This is a genomic window from Streptomyces sp. NPDC093109 (genome assembly GCF_040701725.1).
GTDB lineage: Bacteria > Actinomycetota > Actinomycetes > Streptomycetales > Streptomycetaceae > Streptomyces.
This window is the reverse complement of sequence record NZ_JBFBEZ010000076.1, coordinates 1-19,677: the sequence shown is the minus strand read 5'-3', so window position 1 is coordinate 19,677 and position 19,677 is coordinate 1. Positions and strand designations below refer to the sequence as shown.

At 69.3% G+C, this 19,677-nt stretch carries 13 protein-coding genes and 1 CRISPR repeat array; of the genes, 2 read left to right on the top strand and 11 right to left on the bottom strand.

Annotated elements, in window-relative coordinates:
- Window positions 1-962, bottom strand: a 962-nt coding sequence (locus AB0389_RS36935; protein WP_366399966.1) for an alkene reductase, incomplete at its 3' end; no start/stop codon positions are given.
- A gap of 267 nt (window positions 963-1,229) precedes the next feature.
- Window positions 1,230-2,576: an aldehyde dehydrogenase family protein gene (locus AB0389_RS36930; RefSeq protein WP_366399965.1), complete on the bottom strand. Its 1,347-nt coding sequence runs from the start codon at window positions 2,574-2,576 to the stop codon at window positions 1,230-1,232.
- Between the two features lie 173 nt (window positions 2,577-2,749).
- Here AB0389_RS36930 and AB0389_RS36925 point away from each other — a divergent pair, with 173 nt between their 5' ends.
- Entirely contained in the window at window positions 2,750-3,670 is a 921-nt protein-coding gene (locus tag AB0389_RS36925; protein ID WP_366399964.1) for a helix-turn-helix transcriptional regulator, read from the top strand.
- A 120-nt stretch (window positions 3,671-3,790) separates the two neighbouring features.
- Here the strand turns inward: AB0389_RS36925 and AB0389_RS36920 are convergent, their stop codons facing one another.
- The gene (locus AB0389_RS36920; protein ID WP_366399963.1) at window positions 3,791-6,157 is read right to left on the bottom strand and encodes an MMPL family transporter; all 2,367 of its coding nucleotides are present in this window, start codon (window positions 6,155-6,157) and stop codon (window positions 3,791-3,793) included.
- Between the two features lie 128 nt (window positions 6,158-6,285).
- On the opposite strand from AB0389_RS36920, the gene AB0389_RS36915 reads away from it, so the two are divergent.
- On the top strand, window positions 6,286-6,924 hold the full coding sequence (locus AB0389_RS36915; RefSeq protein WP_366399962.1) for a TetR/AcrR family transcriptional regulator: 639 nt from the start codon (window positions 6,286-6,288) through the stop codon (window positions 6,922-6,924).
- Window positions 6,925-8,844: 1,920 nt separating this feature from the next.
- Window positions 8,845-9,920: a CRISPR direct-repeat array (repeat unit 28 nt; unit sequence GGACCATCCCCGCGCGGGCGGGGAGCAG).
- Window positions 9,921-10,014: 94 nt separating this feature from the next.
- On the opposite strand, the gene cas2e is transcribed toward AB0389_RS36915, so the two are convergent.
- Genes cas2e through cas3 form a run of 8 tightly spaced genes read right to left on the bottom strand, consistent with a single transcriptional unit; the run spans window position 10,015 to window position 19,504 of the window.
- Window positions 10,015-10,365 carry a type I-E CRISPR-associated endoribonuclease Cas2e gene (gene cas2e, locus AB0389_RS36910; protein WP_366399961.1) on the bottom strand — a complete coding sequence of 117 codons (351 nt, stop codon included), beginning with the start codon at window positions 10,363-10,365 and terminating at the stop codon, window positions 10,015-10,017.
- Complete coding sequence (gene cas1e, locus AB0389_RS36905) at window positions 10,362-11,348, bottom strand: type I-E CRISPR-associated endonuclease Cas1e (RefSeq protein WP_366399960.1); 987 nt, start codon at window positions 11,346-11,348, stop codon at window positions 10,362-10,364. Before cas1e ends, cas2e begins: the two co-directional genes overlap by 4 nt.
- Complete coding sequence (cas6e, locus tag AB0389_RS36900) at window positions 11,345-12,139, bottom strand: type I-E CRISPR-associated protein Cas6/Cse3/CasE (protein ID WP_366399959.1); 795 nt, start codon at window positions 12,137-12,139, stop codon at window positions 11,345-11,347. The genes cas1e and cas6e overlap by 4 nt, the downstream gene beginning before the upstream one ends.
- The gene (gene cas5e / locus AB0389_RS36895) at window positions 12,139-12,897 is read right to left on the bottom strand and encodes a type I-E CRISPR-associated protein Cas5/CasD (RefSeq protein WP_366399958.1); all 759 of its coding nucleotides are present in this window, start codon (window positions 12,895-12,897) and stop codon (window positions 12,139-12,141) included. Before cas5e ends, cas6e begins: the two co-directional genes overlap by 1 nt.
- Window positions 12,894-14,177: a type I-E CRISPR-associated protein Cas7/Cse4/CasC gene (gene cas7e / locus AB0389_RS36890; RefSeq protein WP_366399957.1), complete on the bottom strand. Its 1,284-nt coding sequence runs from the start codon at window positions 14,175-14,177 to the stop codon at window positions 12,894-12,896. The genes cas5e and cas7e overlap by 4 nt, the downstream gene beginning before the upstream one ends.
- Window positions 14,174-14,923 (bottom strand): type I-E CRISPR-associated protein Cse2/CasB, encoded by a 750-nt coding sequence (gene casB / locus AB0389_RS36885; protein WP_366399956.1) that lies wholly within the window; start codon window positions 14,921-14,923, stop codon window positions 14,174-14,176. Before casB ends, cas7e begins: the two co-directional genes overlap by 4 nt.
- Window positions 14,920-16,653 carry a type I-E CRISPR-associated protein Cse1/CasA gene (casA, locus tag AB0389_RS36880; protein WP_366399955.1) on the bottom strand — a complete coding sequence of 578 codons (1,734 nt, stop codon included), beginning with the start codon at window positions 16,651-16,653 and terminating at the stop codon, window positions 14,920-14,922. Before casA ends, casB begins: the two co-directional genes overlap by 4 nt.
- Entirely contained in the window at window positions 16,646-19,504 is a 2,859-nt protein-coding gene (gene cas3 / locus AB0389_RS36875) for a CRISPR-associated helicase Cas3' (RefSeq protein ID WP_366399954.1), read from the bottom strand. Before cas3 ends, casA begins: the two co-directional genes overlap by 8 nt.
- Between the last annotated feature and the right edge of the window lie 173 nt (window positions 19,505-19,677).

Sequence of the window (19,677 nt, the reverse complement as noted above, 5' to 3'; positions counted from 1 at the left end):
TCGGCGTGGTCGGCCTCGATCTGCTGGAGTGCCTGCTCGCGGGTGGTCTGTCCCCCGAGGGGGCCGTTGTTGACGAGCAGCTTGCCGTCGAAGCGTCGCCGCAGTTCCTGTACCAGGTCGCCGCCCGGCTCGGTGTGCAGTACGGAGAGGTAGGCCAGGCCCAGCGGGCGCAGTTGGTCGAGCAGGGTGCCGTAGGTGGCCAGGACGTCGTCGCGGTCGGTCTCGAGGACGTCCCCGAGGTCGCCCTCCGGCGAGATCCGCAGCCCGACCCGCTCGGCACCGACGGCCTGGGCGACCGCTGTGACGACGTCGACGACGAAGCGGGCGCGGTTGTTCGGCGAGCCGCCGTATCCATCGGTGCGCCGGTTGGCTGCCGGGGAGAGGAACTGGTGGAGCAGGTAGCCGTTGGCGCCGTGGATTTCCACGCCGTCCGCTCCCGCCTCGATGGCCCGGCGTGCCGCGGTGACGTAGTCCTCCAGGGCTGCCCGGGTCTCCGCGCTGGTCATCGCTTCCGGTACGGGGTAGGGCTGCTCGCCCTTCTCGGTGAACGTCTTGTTGTCGATGGCGATCGCGCTGGGGGCGAGGATGCGGCGGCCGCCGTTGATGTCGGGGTGGGTGCCGCGGCCGGCGTGCATGATCTGCAGGACGATGCGGCCGCCCTCGGCGTGCACCGCTTCGAACACCCGCCGCCAGCCGGCCGCCTGCTCGTCGGTGGCGATGCCCGGCTCACCGACATAACCCTGCGACGCGTGATCGGGGTAGGTGCCCTCGGCGATGATCATTCCGACGCTCGCCCGCTGCCGGTAGTACTCGACCATGAGGTCCCCGGGGATGCCGGAGGAACCGGCCCGGACCCGGGTCAGCGGTGCCATGACGATGCGGTTGGCAAGCTCGATCTTCCCGAGGGCAACGGGGGAGAAAAGCGAAGGAACGGGCGAGGCTTCTGAAGTGTTGACAGTCATGGGTTTCTTTCTGCGATACGGAGGGGAACGGGATGTAGGTCTGCGACGCAGGGGGCCACGCTGCCCCGGCGGGGGGGCACGGATGCGCTCCTCGGGCAGGCCTGGGGTTGGCGGCGAACGCGGTGAGAGCCGTATGCCGTCGGTGTCGGTGTCGGTGTCGGTGTCGACGCCAATCAAGCGCAACTGCCCACCGGAGTAGGGGCGTTCGCTCCCCGCCATCGGACAGCCTGCTTCACGAAGGCGCGAGGCTACTGCCCCACACAGGCCCTAGCTGAGCGGGACGTCCGCGACGGCCTTGAGGTGGCTGAACGTCTCGAGGGAGTACCGGCCGTGGTACCGGCCCATGCCGCTTTCGCCGACGCCACCGAAAGGCAGGCCGGTCATGAGCAGCTGTATCACCGGCTGGCCCCAGGCGACGCCTCCGGAGGACGTCTCGTTCACGAGGCGCGACGTGGTGGCCTCGGACGTGGTGAACGCGTAGAGCGCGAGGGGCTTGTCGCGTTCGTTGATGAAGGCGATGGCGGCATCGAGGTCTGCGACTTCGACGACGGGGAGGATCGGGCCGAAGATCTCCTCCCGCATGACCGGCGATGCGGGGTCGACATCGGTGAGCACGGTCGGTGCGATGAACAGGTCGTCACGGTCGTGCCGGCCTCCCACCGCCGCCCGGCCGGAATCCAGCAGACGGGTGAGCCGGTCGAAGTGCCGCTCGTTGATGATCCGGCCGAAGCCGGCCGAGGTCTGCGGGGCGGTGCCGAACTGGGCTTCCACCGCCGCACGCAGGGCGGGAACCAGTGCGGCGGCGGTGGCAGGATCGGCCAGAACGTAGTCGGGGGCTACGCACTGCTGCCCCGCGTTGCCGAACTTGGCGCCGACCAGCCGCTTCGCGGTCTCGTCCACGTCGGCGTCGGGCGCCACGAAGACCGGTGACTTGCCCCCGAGTTCGAGCGTGACCGGGGTGAGGTTCTTGGCCGCCGCGGCCATGACGATCCGGCCGACGGTGCCATTGCCGGTGTAGAAGATGTGGTCGAAACGCTGCGCCAGGAGGGCCGTGGTCTCCTCGGCGCCCCCCTCGACCACGGTGAGCACGTCCGGGTCGAAGTACTCACGCAGGAGCCGTGAAGCGACCGCCGAGGTGTGCACCGACATCTCGCTCGGCTTGGCCACCACGGTGTTCCCGGCGGCCAGCGCGCCGATGATGGGGTCGATGAGAAGGTGCAGCGGGAAATTCCACGGAGCGATCACCAGGACGACCCCGAGCGGGTCGTACGTGGTGTAGGCCGTGGTCGTGGGACCGAAGTGGGCGGGAACCTCCACCGGGCGAGGCCGAAGCCAGCTCTCCAGATTCGCCAGCGTCTCGTCGATGTCGGCGACAGTGAAGTCGATCTCCTGCATCTTGGCCTCGGCGGCGTTCTTCCTCAGGTCCGCCCAGAGCGCTTCGAGCAGCTCCCGCTCGTTCTCGACCAGCAGTGCCCGCAGCCGCCGCAGCTGGCTGACGCGCCAGTCCAGTCCGCGCGTGACGCCGGTGTTGAACGTCGCACGAACGCGGCCGACCACCTCCGCGGCCGTTTCCGTCTGGTGCGTCCTCGCCTCGGTCCCCTGTGTTGCCGTCATGGGATGTGCTCCGTTCCTGATGCAGGCCACGCCCCGGCTGCCTTCCAGCCGGGCATGTCTCCAGCGTCCCGGCCGGGCCGGTATTCACCCAGGTCACGGCTTTACGTATGCCCGCGATGCCTACCACTGGCTGGGTCAGGCAGGTGTGCGTCCGACCGTGGATACTCGAAGGCATGGACGAATACCCCGAACCGGTGCACAAGCCCGCCGCCGGCGCGCTGGACCCGCGTGCCGAGCTCAGCGAGTTCCTGCGCACCCGGCGGGCCCGGCTGAAGCCGGAGGACGTGGGCCTGCCGGACTTCGGACGGTACCGGCGGGTGCCGGGGCTGCGCCGCGAGGAGCTGGCACAGCTGGCCGGAGTGTCGGTGGCGTATTACACGCGGCTGGAGCAGGGCAACGGGCGGCACGTGTCGGCGGAGGTCCTCGACGCCATCGCCCGCGCGCTGCGGCTCAGCGACGCCGAGCACGCCCACCTCACGCACCTGGCGAAGCCGAAACAGAAGAGGAAGCCGGCCGTCCGCACCCAGCAGGTGCGGGGCCCCCTGCGGACGCTGCTGGACACCATGGACGGCGTCCCGGCGATCCTCGTGGGGCGGCGCTCGGACATCCTCGCCTGGAACCGGATGGCCGCGGCGGTCTTCGGCGACTGGGCCGAGCTGCCGGCGCACGAGCGGAACTGGGCGTGGCTCGTGTTCCTGAAGCCCGAGTACCGCGACCTGTTCGTGGACTGGGAGCACAAAGCGAACGACGTCGTCTCTCAGCTGCGCATGGACGCCGGCTCCCATCCGGACGACCCCCGGCTGTCCGCTCTGGTGGGCGAACTCTCCGTGAAGAGCGAGGAGTTCCGGCGGCTGTGGGCCACCCACGACGTCAAGGAGAAGTGCCACGGCATCCAGCGCCTGCACCACCCGCTCGTAGGCGGACTCGACCTCCGCCTCGAGTCGTTCCACCAGGCCGACGCCCACGAACGGATGCTGGTGACGTACCACGCCGAACCCGGTTCCCCGTCGGCGGAGGCACTACGACTGCTGGCCAGCTGGGGCACCGACGCGACAAGGGCGGGAGCCGGGATGCCGCCGGCCCGCACGGCTTGATGAACAGTTGATCATCGTCAGCTGGCTGGACGCCACGCCCAGCGTCCCTTCGCACGCCAGACGCCTCCGGGGGGCGGTGTCGGATTCAGGACGGCGCGGGCGGGGCGTCGTTTTCGAGGGTCAGCCGGCGGATGCCCTTATCGTGTCGGCCATCTGCGCTGTGGCGTGTGGCTGGGGCGTCGAGGGGTGGGGCAGCGGGATTTTCTGCGCGAGTCTGTCTCCTTCGACGTCGAGGTCGGGGAGGAGGCGGTCCAGCCAGGCGGGGATCCACCAGGCTTTCTCCTGTGCGAGCGCCATGGTGGCCGGGATGAGTGTCATACGGATGACGAAGGCGTCGATGAGGACGCCTGCGGCCAGCGCGAAGCCGGCCTGTTTGATCATGGGCTGGGCGTTGAAGATGAATCCGGCGAAGACGGAGACCATGATGGTGGCCGCTGCGACGACGACGGAGCCGGCGCGGGCGAAACCGGTGACGGTGGCATCCAGTGCGGTGGCGCCGTGGACGTGCGCTTCGCGCATCGAGGTGACCAGGAACATCTGGTAGTCCATGGCGAGTCCGTAGAGGACGCCGGTGATGATGATGGGCAGCAGGCTCACGACGGGGGCGGTGGCGTCGAGTCCGATCAGGTCCTGCAGCCAGCCCCACTGGAAGACGGCCGTGGTGAGGCCGAAGGTGGCGGCGATGCTCAGCAGGAAGCCGAGGGTCGCGATCACCGGGACCATGAGGGAGCGGAAGACCAGGAGCAGGATGATCAGGGAGAGTCCGAGCACGGTTGCCACGTAGAGGGGCAGGACGTCGGCGAGCCGGTCGGAGACGTCGATCGCCAGGGCGGTGAAGCCGGTGATGCCTATGGTGGCTCCGTGGGCGTCGCTGATCTGCGGGCTCTTGTCCCGTACGGCGGTGACGAGGTCCTTGGTGGCCTCGTCGTTGGGGCCGCTGCCGGGAACGAGGCTGAGGATGGCTGTGGTGCCGGTGCTGTTCATTCCGGCCAGCGAGACCGAGGCCGCGCCCTTGATGTCCTTCAGGTCGGAGGTGACCGCGGCGAGGGTCGCGGGGGTGAGGGGCTGTCCGTCTGTGGTGGGACTGACGGCGATCATGAGCGGGCCGTTGTAGCCGGGCCCGTAGGCGTCGCTGACCAGCTCATAGCTCTGGCGCTGTGCGGTGTCGGTGTTGTAGCTGGCCCCGGAGGGCAGGCCCATCTTCATACCGAGGGCAGGTACCGCCAGGATCGCGGGAACCAGGACGGCGGCCGTGAGAGCGGCGTATTTGTGACGGGCCAGGCGGGCTCCCCAACGGGTTGCCCGAGCATGCGTGGCGGCGTCTTTCTGCCGCTGCGCCCTGTTCCGGGTCCCGGCGGGGCAGATGCGTTCCTTGACCAGGCCAAGCAGCGCCGGCAACAGGGTCAGGGCGAGCAGGACGGCAATCGCGATCGTGGCAGCGGCGACGATGGCCATCGTGCTGAGCAGGGTGATCCGGACGACCAGGAGTCCCGCCAGGGCGATGATGACGGTGCTGCCGGCGAAGAAGACCGCACTTCCGGCGGTGCCGATGGCGCGGCCGGTGGCCTCGTGCGCGTCCAGGCCGTCGTCAATGATCAGCCGACGTTCCCGGCTGACGATGAACAGGGCGTAGTCGATACCGACGGCCATCCCCAGCATGAGGGCCAGTACCGCGGCGAGCGAGTGGATCTCGAAGACACTGGAGAGGGTGAAAGCACCGCCTACTCCCACCGTGATGCCGACCAGCGCGATGACCAGGGGCAGGCCCGCTGACACCACCGACCCCAACGTGACCAGCAGGACGACGGCCGCGACGGCAACGCCGACAATCTCCCCGACACCGATAATCTCGGGGATCTCCAGCATCGCCGCCGACGGCAGGACCTCAAGGCCGCCGCGTGCGGCCTGCTGCTCGGCGGCCTCGATGGTGCTGTCGATGGTCCCGGAGGGAAGCTCGTAGGTCTGCTCGTCGAACTGGAACTGCATCAGCGCCGTCGAGCCATCGGCGGACACGGTGACTCCCGGCACCGGCTGACCATCCACCTGCAGCGGGACGGGCGTCTTGCCGGAGGACGGCCGGCCGGCGGCCTGAGCCACCGCTGCCTGGGCCTGCCACAGCGGACTGCTCTCCCCCTTGGCCGCTTCCTCGGCGAGGACCTTCCGGGTGTCGATGACGTGGTCGTGACGGTAGACGGCATCCACCGCCGCCAGCAGGGCCGTTCGAACGCTGCCGCCGTCGATCCGGGCACCGTCCGGGGCCTTGAAGACCAGCATGCCCTGCCCCCCGGATGCCTCCGGCAGGGACGTGGCCAGATCGTCGATGACCTCCTGGGACGGGGTGCCGTCAATACGCACCTCGTTACTGAGCTTGACGGGGTTGACCGCGAGGAGCCCCACGATCGCCACCACCACGGCCAGCCAGCCACCGATGACGTACCAAGGTCTGCCATAGGCGAACCTCCCCAGCCGGTACAGCAGAACGGACATAGCTCTCTCCCATCTCCGGGCGCCCTCACGGGCCCGCCACAACTGAAATGAGAGGGTACTATCAAACCGATAGTGAACTATCCCCCGAGGGGCGGATAGCCTTCACCCCAGAGCCAGAGAGGACACGGATGGCAACCGCGAAAGACCGCACCCCACTGCGCAGAGTGGACGCACGCGCCAGCGTGGAGCGCATCACCGCCGCCGGACGGACCGTCCTCGGTACGGGCGAAGGCTCCCTTGAACAGATCGCGGCCCAGGCCGGCGTGGGCATCGCCACCCTCTACCGTCACTTCCCCAACCGAGAAGCCATCGTCCGGGCCGTCCTCGACGACATCCTCGAAACCGACCTGCTCCCCCTCGTCGACCGCGCCGCCGATGCCCCCCACCCGCGCCAGTCCCTCCAGGACATCGCCACACATCTGCTCGACCTGATCACTCAGGAACGGGGCCTGGTCACCTTCGCCAGCAACTTCGCCGACGTCGCCGTGGATGCCCTGCAACGCTTCAGCACCTCACTCCACCCCCTCCTGCTGCGCGCGCAGCAACAAGGCGAGATCCGCCCCGACCTCACCGCGGATGACATTCCCCGCTTCCTCGTCATGGCCGTCGCCGGCCTCGCACTCCCTGGCACCGCACCCTCGCTGCGCGCCCGCTTCATCGCGCTGCTCTTCGACTCGCTCAGCCCCGCCAACGCAACCCCCCTCCCCCCACTGCGCCCCGGAGAGGGCGATCTGCGCACCGCCATCAGCAACGTCACACGCACCTGACCCCCCGACCGCCCGACGCGAAGAACGGGCGCCTGCGGAGGGCCGCTGTCCTGCTTCGGAGCCTCGTCTTACTGTCGGTAGGCGATCTCGACAATCTGTGCGGATATCCGGAACCAGGAGCCGGACAGGCTGACCTCCGGCCGGGCAGGGCGCACATCTCGCCGCGCCGAGGGCCACGCAAGATGAATCCGTGCCACATGCCGCACAGTCGGTCATCACCGATGAAGTCGAGGAACTGGCCGTCTGCTCCGGGGGCCAGACCAGACGGAGCGCGGCAACGGGATCTCACTGCGTCCGCACCGTCACCCTCGACTCCCGGACTCGACGCCGGCGCTCCTCAGCAACGCCGACATAAAGGTGGCCCAAGAGCGGCTTGGACACAGCTCCCGCCAGATCACATCGGACACGTACACCAGCGTCCTGCCTCAGCTCATGACGCAGAGGCAGAGTCGACGAGCGCGGTCGCGCCGCGCTCCAACAAGCCGAAGAGCAAGGACCAGGACACCGAACAGGTGCCCGACGCGGCCGAAGATGGGCCGGACGAGGGATTGTGCCCCGCCGCGTGACCATCGTCCTCAATTTGTCCTCAGGATCATGAAACTATGATCCCAAAGGGCCACCAAGACCCTGACGCGCTCGCCTCCGACCAGCCAAGGCGCTGGTCAGAACGTTTTTCCTTCACCACTCAACGTGGGGCGGGTGGGACTCGAACCCACGACCGACGGATTATGAGTCCTTCAAGGATCTTGGCGGCCCTCGCCGATCTCCGCCGATCCGTGACGTTTCAGCAGGTCAAAGACGGTGCGCTGCGACGATACCAGTCAGCTCTTACCTGTCCGTTCCTGTCCTTGCGTCCTGAACGCGTCCCGAATCCAGCCCTGTTGGATGAATCGGCAGAGAAGTGGCCGATCGCGCCGGCTTGATGGGGAGTCCCGAACCCGCCCGCAGCGGATTCACGTTCCAACACGCGGAGGCTCCGCGCGGACAGTCGGGGCGGAGTCTCCGCAGGCGTCACCTCAAGCCAGGACATCTACGCACAGGCCACCAACCTATGACACCCACCCCGAGAGGGTGATCAAATTTTATCAAAATCGAAAATACCCGACTTTCGCGGAACCTGACAGGTAAGGATATCTATGTAGACTCACCACAACCTCCCCCCTAACGGAGGGATGACCCCGTCATTACTTCAGCGCATGATGGGATCGTCGCTTTGCTCCCCACGCCTACGCGGGGATGATCATTACGCACAGGGTCTTGCGCAACCAAGAGGAACGTCATCACTTCAGCGCACCGATGGAATCGCTCGCAATAAGTCTGTCCAAGAAAAATACTACTAACTTGGAGGAATTGCGCGGCCTCACCACCCCCTTGTACAGTCGAAGGGACGAGGCAAGCAAGATTCCTCGTAGCGCAGCGATGGAAAATTAGCTCGAACAGAAAAGGAGCCGGGCGCAACATGTGTGCTACCACATGGAGAGCAACGCCCGACTCCCGATCCCAACCAGGAGTCATCATATCAAGAATCGTTGACGCCAGCGATGGCGACGGACCAAAGTGGTGGGCATTCCTGCTCCATGTCACGCTCATGGCAGGGGCCAATTCGGGCTCCATAGTCGATTCGAGCATCCGCGGAGCAGTGGCACTGACGGCCACCTTCATGCTCGTCAGATTATCCAAACAGATTCGAATGTAACCCTCGCAAGCCTTCGGTATACTGCGGGGCAAAAAAAATGACCATCACTGATATGGCCCCGGGCTGCAAGCCTGGGGCCATATCTCGTTCGACAACCGCCCTTCGAATACCGGGGACGATCCCTGCCTCGTACCTACTGGACGACGGCCTGACCAGATCGCAACGGAACATTCCGGCGCGCGGGGCAGCAGGTCGGCGGACTTGGCATCGCAGAGCCGAGCCAAGGACCATCCCCCGCGCGGGCGGGGAGCAGACACGTTCACAAGTCGTTGCCTACGCACGGACGGGACCATCCCCGCGCGGGCGGGGAGCAGCCGGGGAGGTAGATCGAGATGTCGTGACGGCAGGGACCATCCCCGCGCGGGCGGGGAGCAGCTTTTTGCCGATCGGGGCGGGCCATCCGGGGCGGGACCATCCCCGCGCGGGCGGGGAGCAGTCCCTCAAGTCGGTTACCAACGACCTGAAGAAGGGACCATCCCCGCGCGGGCGGGGAGCAGCGCTGCCCCGCGTACCCGGGGAACGGCCTGCCGACACCATCCCCGCGCGGGCGGGGAGCAGGCGTCCGCCGAGGTTGCCGTGCTGGTCGTGGCGGGACCATCCCCGCGCGGGCGGGGAGCAGGTTTCTCGCTGGGGAGCCCCCTGTACTTGTTGGGGACCATCCCCGCGCGGGCGGGGAGCAGGTTTCTCGCTGGGGAGCCCCCTGTACTTGTTGGGGACCATCCCCGCGCGGGCGGGGAGCAGAGGTGGAGGCCCGGTCCAGCAAGGCGGCGACCGGGACCATCCCCGCGCGGGCGGGGAGCAGGTCAGCGCCCCGCCGTTTTCCACAGGGCGGCCGGGACCATCCCCGCGCGGGCGGGGAGCAGGAAGTCGTCCACCCCCGCCACTGACCAGTCCCGGGACCATCCCCGCGCGGGCGGGGAGCAGACGGCGCCGCTGGGAGCGGTTGAGCCGGCGGTAGGACCATCCCCGCGCGGGCGGGGAGCAGTCTGGACGCTTCATGGAAGCGATCAGCCGGAGGGGACCATCCCCGCGCGGGCGGGGAGCAGACCAGTCCCCGCCCTTCCCGTACGCCCCACCATCGGACCCGAGGGACCATCCCCGCGCGGGCGGGGAGCAGGTGATCCTGTCCAGCTCGAACGAGCCGCTCAAGGGACCATCCCCGCGCGGGCGGGGAGCAGGGTTGCACCTGCCGAATCACCAGCCGGTCAACGGGACCATCCCCGCGCGGGCGGGGAGCAGCCTTATCACGCGGTGCGCTGAGGGATTCCGGTGGGACCATCCCCGCGCGGGCGGGGAGCAGACTCCGTGACCTGCTGGTTTATCGGCGGCACGAGCCGTTTCCGAGCAGTTTCACCGATTCCGACATTAGGATTGAAAGCGACATCGAAGCTCTTTCAGCCTCTGCCGAATCGGCGGCGCTTCGACGCGTTGCTCCAGCCGGGCTTCTGAGTGGTCGGGCTCGGCAGGGACTTGGTGTTCGGGCGGCGGATCAGGGTCAGGCCCTCGTGGTCGGCCGGGTGCCAGGCGTGGTCGTGGGTGCGGAAGGTGAAGCCCTGTTCGTTGTTGGTGGTGTGGGCGAGTAGGGCTCGGCCTTGGCCGGCGTACTGCTGGACCTCGTTCCAGAGGACGTCGCGGATGCGGGCCGAGGGGTTGCCGATGAAGACGCCTGCGGAGATTTCGAGGAGCCAGCGGGTGAGGAAGCCGCGTAGGCCGGGTGGGCAGTTGGTGAGGACGATGACGGTCACCAGATGACCGCTTCGTCCGCGTCGCCGGTGCCGTAGTCACCGGTGCCGTAGTTGACCCCGGCTGCCACCCGGTGGCCCTGGTCGCTCTGGAGGGTGACGCGGTCCTGTTCGCCGGCCGGGTCGTCGGCCGTGTGCTGGTGGTCCGGCAGCAGCAGGTGCTTGATGTCGTTGACGCAGCGGTCCAGGAGGCCGGTCTCGTTGATGCGGTCGCGCAGGCCGCGGCGGGTGCGGGGGCCGACGTCCTCCTTGTCCTCGGCCGCGATGTCGAAGGCGAGTGGGATGCCGATTTCCGTCTTGTAGAGGTCGGCGATGTCAAGGACGAAGGAGAGTTCGTGCCCGGAGTGGACGAAGCCGAGGCCGGGGCTGCATCCGAGGGAGGTGACGACGGCGTGGGCGATGCCGTACATGCACTGGGCGGCGGCGGTGATGCCCTGGTTGACGGCGTCGCCGCTGCTGAAGTCGCCGGGGGTGTATTTCCTGCCGTTCCAGCGGACGCCGGTGCGGGCCGCCTGGGCGCGATAGCACTCCTTGACGCGGTCGCCTTCCCGGCCGAGGAGTTGGTGGCGGGTGAGGCCGGCCGGGTCCTCGTCGGGGAAGCGCAGTCGGTACATGGCGCGGGCGACGGAGAGGCGGCTGCGCATGTTGGACCACTGGGTGGCCTGGGCTTCGACGAGGGCGGCTGAGCGGCTCAACGCCCGGCCGCCCGCGTAGTAACGCACACCGTGTTCGCCGACCCAGGCGACGGCGGCGCCGGTTTCGCCGAGGACGCTCATCGCCTGGTGGGTGATGCGGGTGCCGGGGCCGAGCAGGAGGGTGCCGATGGTGGCGGACGGGATGTGCGTGGTGCCGTCGGCGTCCTCGGCGGTGATGGCGTTGGAGTCGCGGTGGATGGTGCAGCGTTCCAGGTAGATGAAGGAGACGCGTTCGCCGGTGCGGGTGAGGTGGCGCGGGGTGAGGGCAACGCGTTTGCCCACCGTCGTCACCGGGGGATTTCTCCGTGCGCGGGGGTCGTTGCCAGGGGTACGAGGGTCATGAGGCCGCAGCCGTACGCCTTGGCCTTGCCGAGGCCCTGGGTGAGGGTGCGGCGCAGGGCCTCGGGGTCGGTGACTTCGAGGCGGCCGTCGAAGGTGACCGTCACGACCTTCACCCTGCGCGCCTGTGACCTGTCCTCGGGAGATTTGGCGAAGGACAGGGCGCGTTCGTCGCGGACGGTGAGTTCGTAGCGGTCTCCGTGGTGCACATGGTTCTTGTGGGTGGTGCCGCCGGGCAGAAGCCGCTTGTCCTCCGGCTTCTCTACGACGCGGAATCCGGCACGTTCCTGCCGCTCGGGATCGAGGAGCCAGCCCTTCTGGTGGACTGGTGTGAGGTGGGCGGTGCGTTTGGTCGGTTCGCCGTCCTTGCGGCGGATGTAGTGCACCGGGTTGGCGGTGAGCCGGAACTCCCAGCGTCCGCCTTCGGCCAAGCGGTCGAGGAAGGGGCCGTAGGGGCGGCTCTGCCAGCCGGGTGTGTCCGGATCCAGGGCCGCGGCCGGCCAGCCTGCCTGCTCGACAAGGTGGGTGAGGTCGGGCCGGTCGGGGCTCACCACGTAGAGGAAGACCTCGGCGCGGGCGTTGTGGTCGAGGCGCCACAGCACCCTGGGCCCATCGCCAGCAGTGTCGGTGGGCAGAAGGCCCGGGAAGGACGCCATGACGGCCGCGTGCAGCGACTGCGGCGAGGAGAGCAGCCGGCGCGCGCCGGGCCGCGCGGTGTTGGCGCGGAAGCGGGTCAGATACATCAGAGGGATTCCTCCTCCAGGGCGTCGAACGGTTCGTGCCTCGGTACGGAGCCTCCCGGGCCGACCGTGGCGGGCCGGCGCGCGGGCACGGCGCGCGGGTTGGCGACCTCGACGGTCGTGCTGATCACGGGGCGCAGGGCGTGCCGCCGGTGCTCGGCGGCGAAGCTGAGGGGCTGGTCGCGCTGGAAGTCTCCGCGGGGTTCCTCTGCGCCGGGGTCGGGCTCCCGCAGGACGCTCAGCGGCACCGTCCGATCACGGCGGCGGAGCCGTTGGTACCAGTCGGCGGCCTGCCAGGGTTCGTCCTCCAGCGCTTGCTGGAGGACGGTGTCACGGATGCCGAGTTCGACGGGGACAGCAGGCGGGCAGGAGCGGCGGCCGAGGAAGAGCGGGTGGGCGGGACGGCGCAGGGCTTCGTCAAGGTCGCTCAGAAGTACCGGGTCGCCTTCGAGCGCGGCGGTGAAGACTGCGTCGGCGAGGTAGAAGCGCTCGGAGAGCGGCATGGATTTGCCGGTGACGGCGTGGTGGGCGGTCTGGAAGTCCCGTACGCGGGTGCCGGGTTGGTCGATGCGGACACCGAAGCGCAGGGCGGCGAGCCGGGCGAGGCCCGTGTCGGCGGCGCGGTCGAGTCCCTGCGCAGCGGCGAGCAGGCCGATGACGCCGCTCTTGGTGGGCGCGGACTCGGTGGTACGGCGGACGAAGCGGGCCGAGGCCCCCCATGCTTGCAGGGGGCCGGCCAGCCGGAGCAGCAGTACGGTCATGCGGGCTTGTCCAGGCGCTCGGCGACGGCCTGGCCGACCAGCTGGACGAGGTCGCGCAGGCGCTCTGTCTCGGTGCCGAGGCCGGTGAGCTTCTCGGTGTTCGGGCCGACGCGCAGCACCCACGAGAGGGTGGATTCTTCGTCCCCGTAGGCGCGTTCCACCTCCGGGACGTACTCCGCGAGGCGCGAGACGGCTTCGCGGAGGTGGCCGCTCTCGCCGGTGACCGGGTCCTCGAACGCGGCGACGTAGCTGATCGGGCGTGTGGTGCGCAGTTTGACGACCACGGCGTCGGGGAGCGTGTGGTGCCCGAACGTGTTGATCTTGCCGGTGGGCAGGGATTCGAGGAAGCTGCGTACGAACGCCTCGACCGCGCGCTGTACCGGCGCGGTGCGCGGCTCGTTCTCGCGCAGTCCCTCGCCCAGGTTCTTGGCGAGCTGGTGGACGCTGAGCGCCGCGTACCGGTAGAGGGTGGCGGAGTTGAAGTCGATGGTGCCGATCATTCCGGCGCCCGTCTCCGCGTCGGTGTTCTCGTCGTCCACGGCGGTGTAGTAGTCGGATTCGTTGTCGACGCGGTGCACGCTGATGGCGTGGGCGACCTGTACGGCGGCATCGACGTTGAAGTCGGCGGAGTCGGCGACCATGCGGCCGAACAGGGCGATGTCGACGGAGTGCCGGGTATCGGCGATCTCCCGGGCCCTCGCCTTGTTCTCCTTGTCCTTGAGGAAGGTCTTGATGTCGGTGGCGCCCTCGACGGCCAGCGCGGCAAGGCCGTCGAGCTGCCGGGCGCTGAGGAACATCAGGTACTTGGACTCCGGCGCCGGCTCGTCCGTACCGTCTGCGGCCGTGTCCGACTTGGCCGCGTCGGAATTGGCGGTGATGGACTTGGCGGTGATGGACTTGGCGGCGTTGGACTTGGCGGCGTCGGACTTGGCGGCGTCGGCCTTCCGCTTGGGCACCTCCATCTTGGAACCGGTGGCACCCTGGATCACCTCGGCCGCGATACGCAGCGCTTCCGCACCCTGGAGTGCGGGATCAAGTCCGGTGATGCGTGCGGCGAGCACCTCGGCGACCTTCTTCGTCCGTACGCCCAGCTCGCTCGGGTCGAGGATCTGCTCGTTACCGAAGTAGGTGCGCGTGGCGCGCTTCCATGCCTGGCTGGACACGCGGGCCCGGGGCACTCCCCCGTAGACGGCTGACTTCGGGGCACCCGTGTCGTCGCGGTTGAGGTTGCTGGGCGGCACGGTCTGCAGCGCGTGTACGTCGAGGAAGATGCGGTTCACGAGGCGTCCTTGTCCGTGAGATCGGCGAGTTCGGTGGAGTCGTTGGAATCGGCAGCGGCGCCCTTGTCGCCGGCCTTCGGATCCTGGGGAGGCCGGTAGGAGTGAAACGAGCGTCCCCAGGCCCGGCGTACGGCATCGCGGCCCCCGGGCTCCTGCCAGCGGTAGAGCTGTTCGGCCAGCAGCGCGTAATCCAGAGGGATGTCCGAGCCCCGCAGCAGCACCACAATGTCCCTCAACCGCTGTGCCAGAGCGGGCAGATCAGGTGCGGTGCCGGCACGGACGAAGCGCTTGCGGACGGGCTGATCGATGTCGCCGGGAGGCATCAGTCGCCGCACGGCGGAACCGAGCCCGTGCGGCGACGCGCGGGAGTCGGACCGGTGCATGCCGGTGCCTCGCGACTGCTGGTGCAGCGCCCACAGCGTCAGCGCGACATGTACGGCGTCCTCGGCGCGGATCAGCTCCTCCTCGCCCGGCACCCACCCGCCGGCGGGCCAATCGTGGAGGAGGCCGGTGTCGGTCAGCCCCCACAGATCGGGCACCTGGGAGAACTCCTTGCCCGCGCCGCGGCGCAGCCGGGCCAGCGTCGACACCGCGGAGGACCGGTCGGCCAGATAGCCCTGTTGCAGCGGCACGATGAGGTCGGCGGTGAGCGTGCTGACGCGCTGCGCTGTGGTGAGCACGGTCACGGTGCTCGCTGCGGTGAAGGTGGTTGTGGCGGCGGTGGCGGTCGTGGTGACGGTGGTCATGCGGGCACCTTCGGGGAGGAGTCGGGGCCCGGCGCGGGTTCGGTGTCCGACAACTGGTCGGAGCTGCCGGGTGGATGGGGTGGCCGGGTCGTGTCCGCGAAGGGGTCGCCGAGGGCCTTACGGAGCCGGAAACGGAACCACCTGTCGGCGAGCGCCGAGTTGAGCCACTCGTACCCCTTCTTCACCTCGACCACCCGGCCTTCCCACGCGGTCTCACCCGCCGCGTGGAGCAGCTGGTCGCCGAGGCGCCGCAGGTGGCGGTAGGTGTCCCGCTGCCAGCGCGTTCGGTGCGCAGTGGGATCGTCGAGGGTGGCGAGTTCGCGAAGCCAGGTGCGGTACGGGCCGTCGAGGGCGGCGAAACCGAGGTCGCGGGCGGTCGCGCGGGGCCCTTCGCCGTCGCTGCCGGTCGCACGGGCGAGGTCCGTGGCGAGATCGCCCAGAGCGGTGACCGCCCGTTCCGCGTCTCCGACCGCGTCGATGGCCTGCCGGGCGTACGCACGGTCCTGTTGGTGCAGCAGGACCACCGACATGGCCAGCCGGTCGTCCACGATCTCGTCGATCACCGACTGCTGGGTCCCGTAGACCGCGCCGACCACGCGCGTCTGAATCAGGAAGCCGCGGGGCAGTTCGCCTTCCGTCACCAGGCGGGCAATCCATTCGAGGATGCCCGGCCGCAGCGACTTGGCGGGCTCGCCGCCTTGCGATGCCTCGGCCCGTCCCACGACCAGGGATTCGAGGCCCCGCCATGCCGAGCGGGCGGGGTCGTGCTCGCGCGGCAGGTAGACGAGCGGCTCGCCGCGCTTCTTCTCCTGGGCCGGGCTTCTGCGCCAGGCGGTCATCGGCTCGTCGGTGTGCATGTTGTGCGCGGCGAGCGGATCGCCGTACCCCAGGACGACGCCGTGGACCCCGTCCGTATCGAAGTGCAGGCGCAGCCGACGGGACTGCCAGGTGTACAGATCGCGTACGCCCGTGGGGCGCTTCCGTCCCGTCTCGCCGGGGCCGCACGGGTCGCGTCGCCAGGCCGGGAGGTCCCCGCCGGACGACCGCACTCCGTCGGTGTCGGCGGCGGCCAGGTTCAGCAGCAGGGTCTGACGTAGTGTCCTGCCCTCGGCGAAGACCCCGCCGAGGCTGCCGGCCCAGCCGACCCCGAGCGGGTACACCTTGCCGCCCTTGACCCGCGCGTCCTCGTGCATCCCGGTCTTGATGCCGGAGGTGTCGTACGCGTGCGCGTGCACGACCCAGCGGGCGGCCTCGGCGAACCCCAGCCTGTCGACGGCCGGCATCCGGGCGCTGAAGAACGGGTCGCCATTGGGAACGTCGGCGACGATCCGGTTGAGGGAGAAGACTTCGTCGCGTCCGGTACGTAACCCGGCCACCTGGAAGAACGGCTCTCGCGGGTGCAGCAGGTCGAACCGGTGCGCGTAATCGTCCAGATAGGCGTCGAGCGGTGCGAAGCAGTCCTCGTCGGCCCACAGACGTGCCCAGTGGTCGGTATCGCGAGGCCCGTTCAGACCGTCGTGCGCCACCGCGAGAAGCAGGCGCAGGAGGGCGAACTCCTGAGTGGGCAGGTCGCCCACGAGACAACGCAGCGTGCCCGCGCGGGCGAAGACGTCCCGTAGTGACAGCTCGTCCTGAACTCCGTGCTCGTCCAGTACGGGGATCCAAGGGCGTCTGGTCAGGTCGAACGATAACGCGCAGTCTCCCGCGCGCGGTTCGTCGGATTCAGTCACTTCTCACCTCAAGCCCGTCGGTCTGGCTGTATGTCAGTTGAAAGCCTGCCAGACGGGTCTGACAATCCATGTCGAGCGCCAGAATCAGCTGGCCGGCGAGCCAGTGGCTCTCCTTCGCCTGCCAGGCGGGTACGTAGAGTTCCTCCAGCTCGGCGATAGCGCGGTCCATGACCTCCGCGTACGAGAACTGGATGGGCAGCCGCAGGCCGCAGCCTGCGGCGGCCCGCGCCGCGGCCGGGGACGGAGTACGGTCCTGGGGCAGCTCCAGCCCGCCTTGGCCGTCGGACAGCCAGGGCAGCGTGGCCAGCGAACCGTCCGCACGGCGCTGCACGACGACCGCCTCCAGGCTCTCCTTGCTGTCGCGCACCTGGGCCCGGCCTGCCCGGGTATCGTCCGCGTCTCCCGCGCCCGCCGCGATCCAGCCGAGGAGTGGACGGCCGGGACGGCCCACCTCCCCCAGCCGGAACACCTCCGCGCGTGCCTCCTGCTCCGCACGGTGCTTCTCGTGACGCTCCAGCGCGGCGCTCATCACCTCGGCCCACGCCTCGGAGCCCTTCTCGGGCCCCGCCGGGCCGTCCGCGTACGCCGCCTGGACCAGGGGGTTGATGTCCGCGGGCAGGTTCACGGGCCGACGCGACGGACCGTCCAGGTGCGGCAGAAGTACAGCGACGGAACGCAGCAGCGCGTACGCCCCGTAGACGGCGACCGACCCGCGTACCGGCGCCGGCACCTCCCCGGCCCCGCTCCAGTCGACCCCCGTCACCAGGCACCGCGCCGTACGCAGCCGCTCCGTGCGGTCCGCCTGCCCCTCGCCGCGCTGGTGGCGGTGCAGGCGTCCCATCCGCTGGAGCAGCAGGTCCACCGGGCACAAGTCGCTGACGAGCAGGTCGAAGTCGACGTCGAGGGACTGCTCGGCGACCTGGCTCGCGACGACGATGTGTGGACCGGCCGGACGTCGGTCACCCGACTTGGCCGGCGGCCCGAACCGGTCGAGGAGATCGGCGTCCTTCGCCGCCCGGTCCACATCGACGAAGCACGAATGCGCGACGGTCACGGCCTCCGCGCCGAAGCGTTCCCGCAGCACCCGCGCGGTCTCCAACACCCGCCGGACCGTGTTCCGTACGACCAGCGCGCAGCCTCCGCCGTCCAGCTCGGCGGCCAGCCGACCGGCGAGCGCGTCCGGGTCGTCGTCGAACCGCTCCAGATGGACGTCACCGCCCCGGGCGGAGGCCGCGGGGTTTTCTACGACCGGGGCGCACCCCGGTGTGACGGCGGTCAGCAGCGGGTATCCGGTGGCGCGGGACAGCGCGTCGAAATCACCGGTGCCGGCGTCCGTCCCTGCGTCCGTCCCCGCGTCCGTGTCGACCGCCGCGCCGGTGTCCACCCCCGCGTATGCCTCGGCGAGCTGCCTGCGCCGGGCCGAGGGCAGCGTCGCGGACAGCACCACGACGGGCACACGGTAGGCGCCGAGCCACGACAGCACACGGTCCAGATAGACGCTCATGTACGTGTCGTAGGCGTGCGCCTCGTCGATCACCACGACCTTTCCGGCGACCGCGAGGTGGCGCAGGACCAGGTGGCGGCTTTTGAGCCCGGCGAACAGCAGCTGGTCCACCGTCCCCGCGACGAACGACGACAGCATGGCCTTCTTGCGCCCGCGCAGCCAGGCGTGGGCGACCAGTTCCGCCGGCGCGGACCGTCTCGCGTCCGAGGGCCGCCACTCGCGTGTCTCCGCGTCCGCGTCGACGGCGGCGATGGTCTGCCGTCCTGCGCGCATCAAGTCGGCGAAGTCCTTGTTGAGGGCAGCCTTGGAGTGCGCGAGCAGTACGGAGAGACTCGTCCCCTCCTTGGCGGGGAGCCGCTTGATCCAGTCCCGCAGACGAGGGAACATCGCGTTTCCGGTGGCCATTGTGGGCAGAGCGAAGAACACCCCGCCCGCGCCCGAGGAAGCCGCGAAGATCTCGGCGACGGCGAGCGCGGCCTCCGTCTTACCCTCCCCCATCGGCGCCTCGATGATCATCAGCCCTGGTACAGGCATCTGCCGCGCCAACCGGACGGCGGCTTCCTGTACCGGCCGGACCTTCGCGCCCGACGGCAGATCGAAACGCGACGCGAACAGCTCGTCCGCGTCCCCCACGGGCTTCTCCGCCAGCCACGGAGCGGGCAGCCGCAGCCCACGCCAGGCGGCGGCGACCCGTTCGTCACCGCTACGGGTCTCCTGCGGGAAGTACGGGAACAGATCCGGATTACTGGCGATCCAGTCGGCGACAATGACCACCGCGGTCAGCAGAACCTGGACGTGCTGCGGAAGAACCACCGCCCGCCGCCAGACGCCGAGGCGCTCCCGTACCCCGTACTCCTCGGCACACGCGTCGAGCAACTCCCCCTGCACACGCCGCCACAGCTTTTCGCCGGCCCCGGGCGTACGGAGCAACTGTGGCCGGTCGTAAAGATCGTTGAGCTGGCCGTGCTCCGGCGGCACCCCGTGGTGGCCGCCCACCACTACGGCGAACTGCCCGCACTGCTTGGCCGACCAGCCATGCCGCTCCTCCAGCCACTCGCCCAGCAGCACCTGCCCCGCCAGACCGTGCGGAGCCATTGCGCGATCGGCTCCGAACTGACGCCGGGTCCTCATCTCGAGGCCTTGCGCCCGCATCCGGTCGGCGAGTTGATCGACCTGACACGCGAACGCCGGCGTCGCCTTCCCCGCGTCGTGGACCGAGGCCAGCCACACAACCAGCAACCGGGCGTCCTCCGCGCCGCCGGGCAACGCCTCCGCCACGAGAGCCCGTACGTTCGCGGGCACCCACTGATCCCACAACAGCCCGGCCACCGCGGCACTGTCCGCCATGTGCCGCCACAGCGGCAGCCATCCTTCACTGTCCCGATCATGCTTGGCCCACACAGAACGCACCGGCCCCGTGAGGCGCCCCGTTACCTTTTCTGTGGCCCCGAAATGGGGCGCCTGGCCCCCGGGTCCGGTATGGCTGTGTGCCCCCTGTCGTACGGATGACCTGGGGGGTG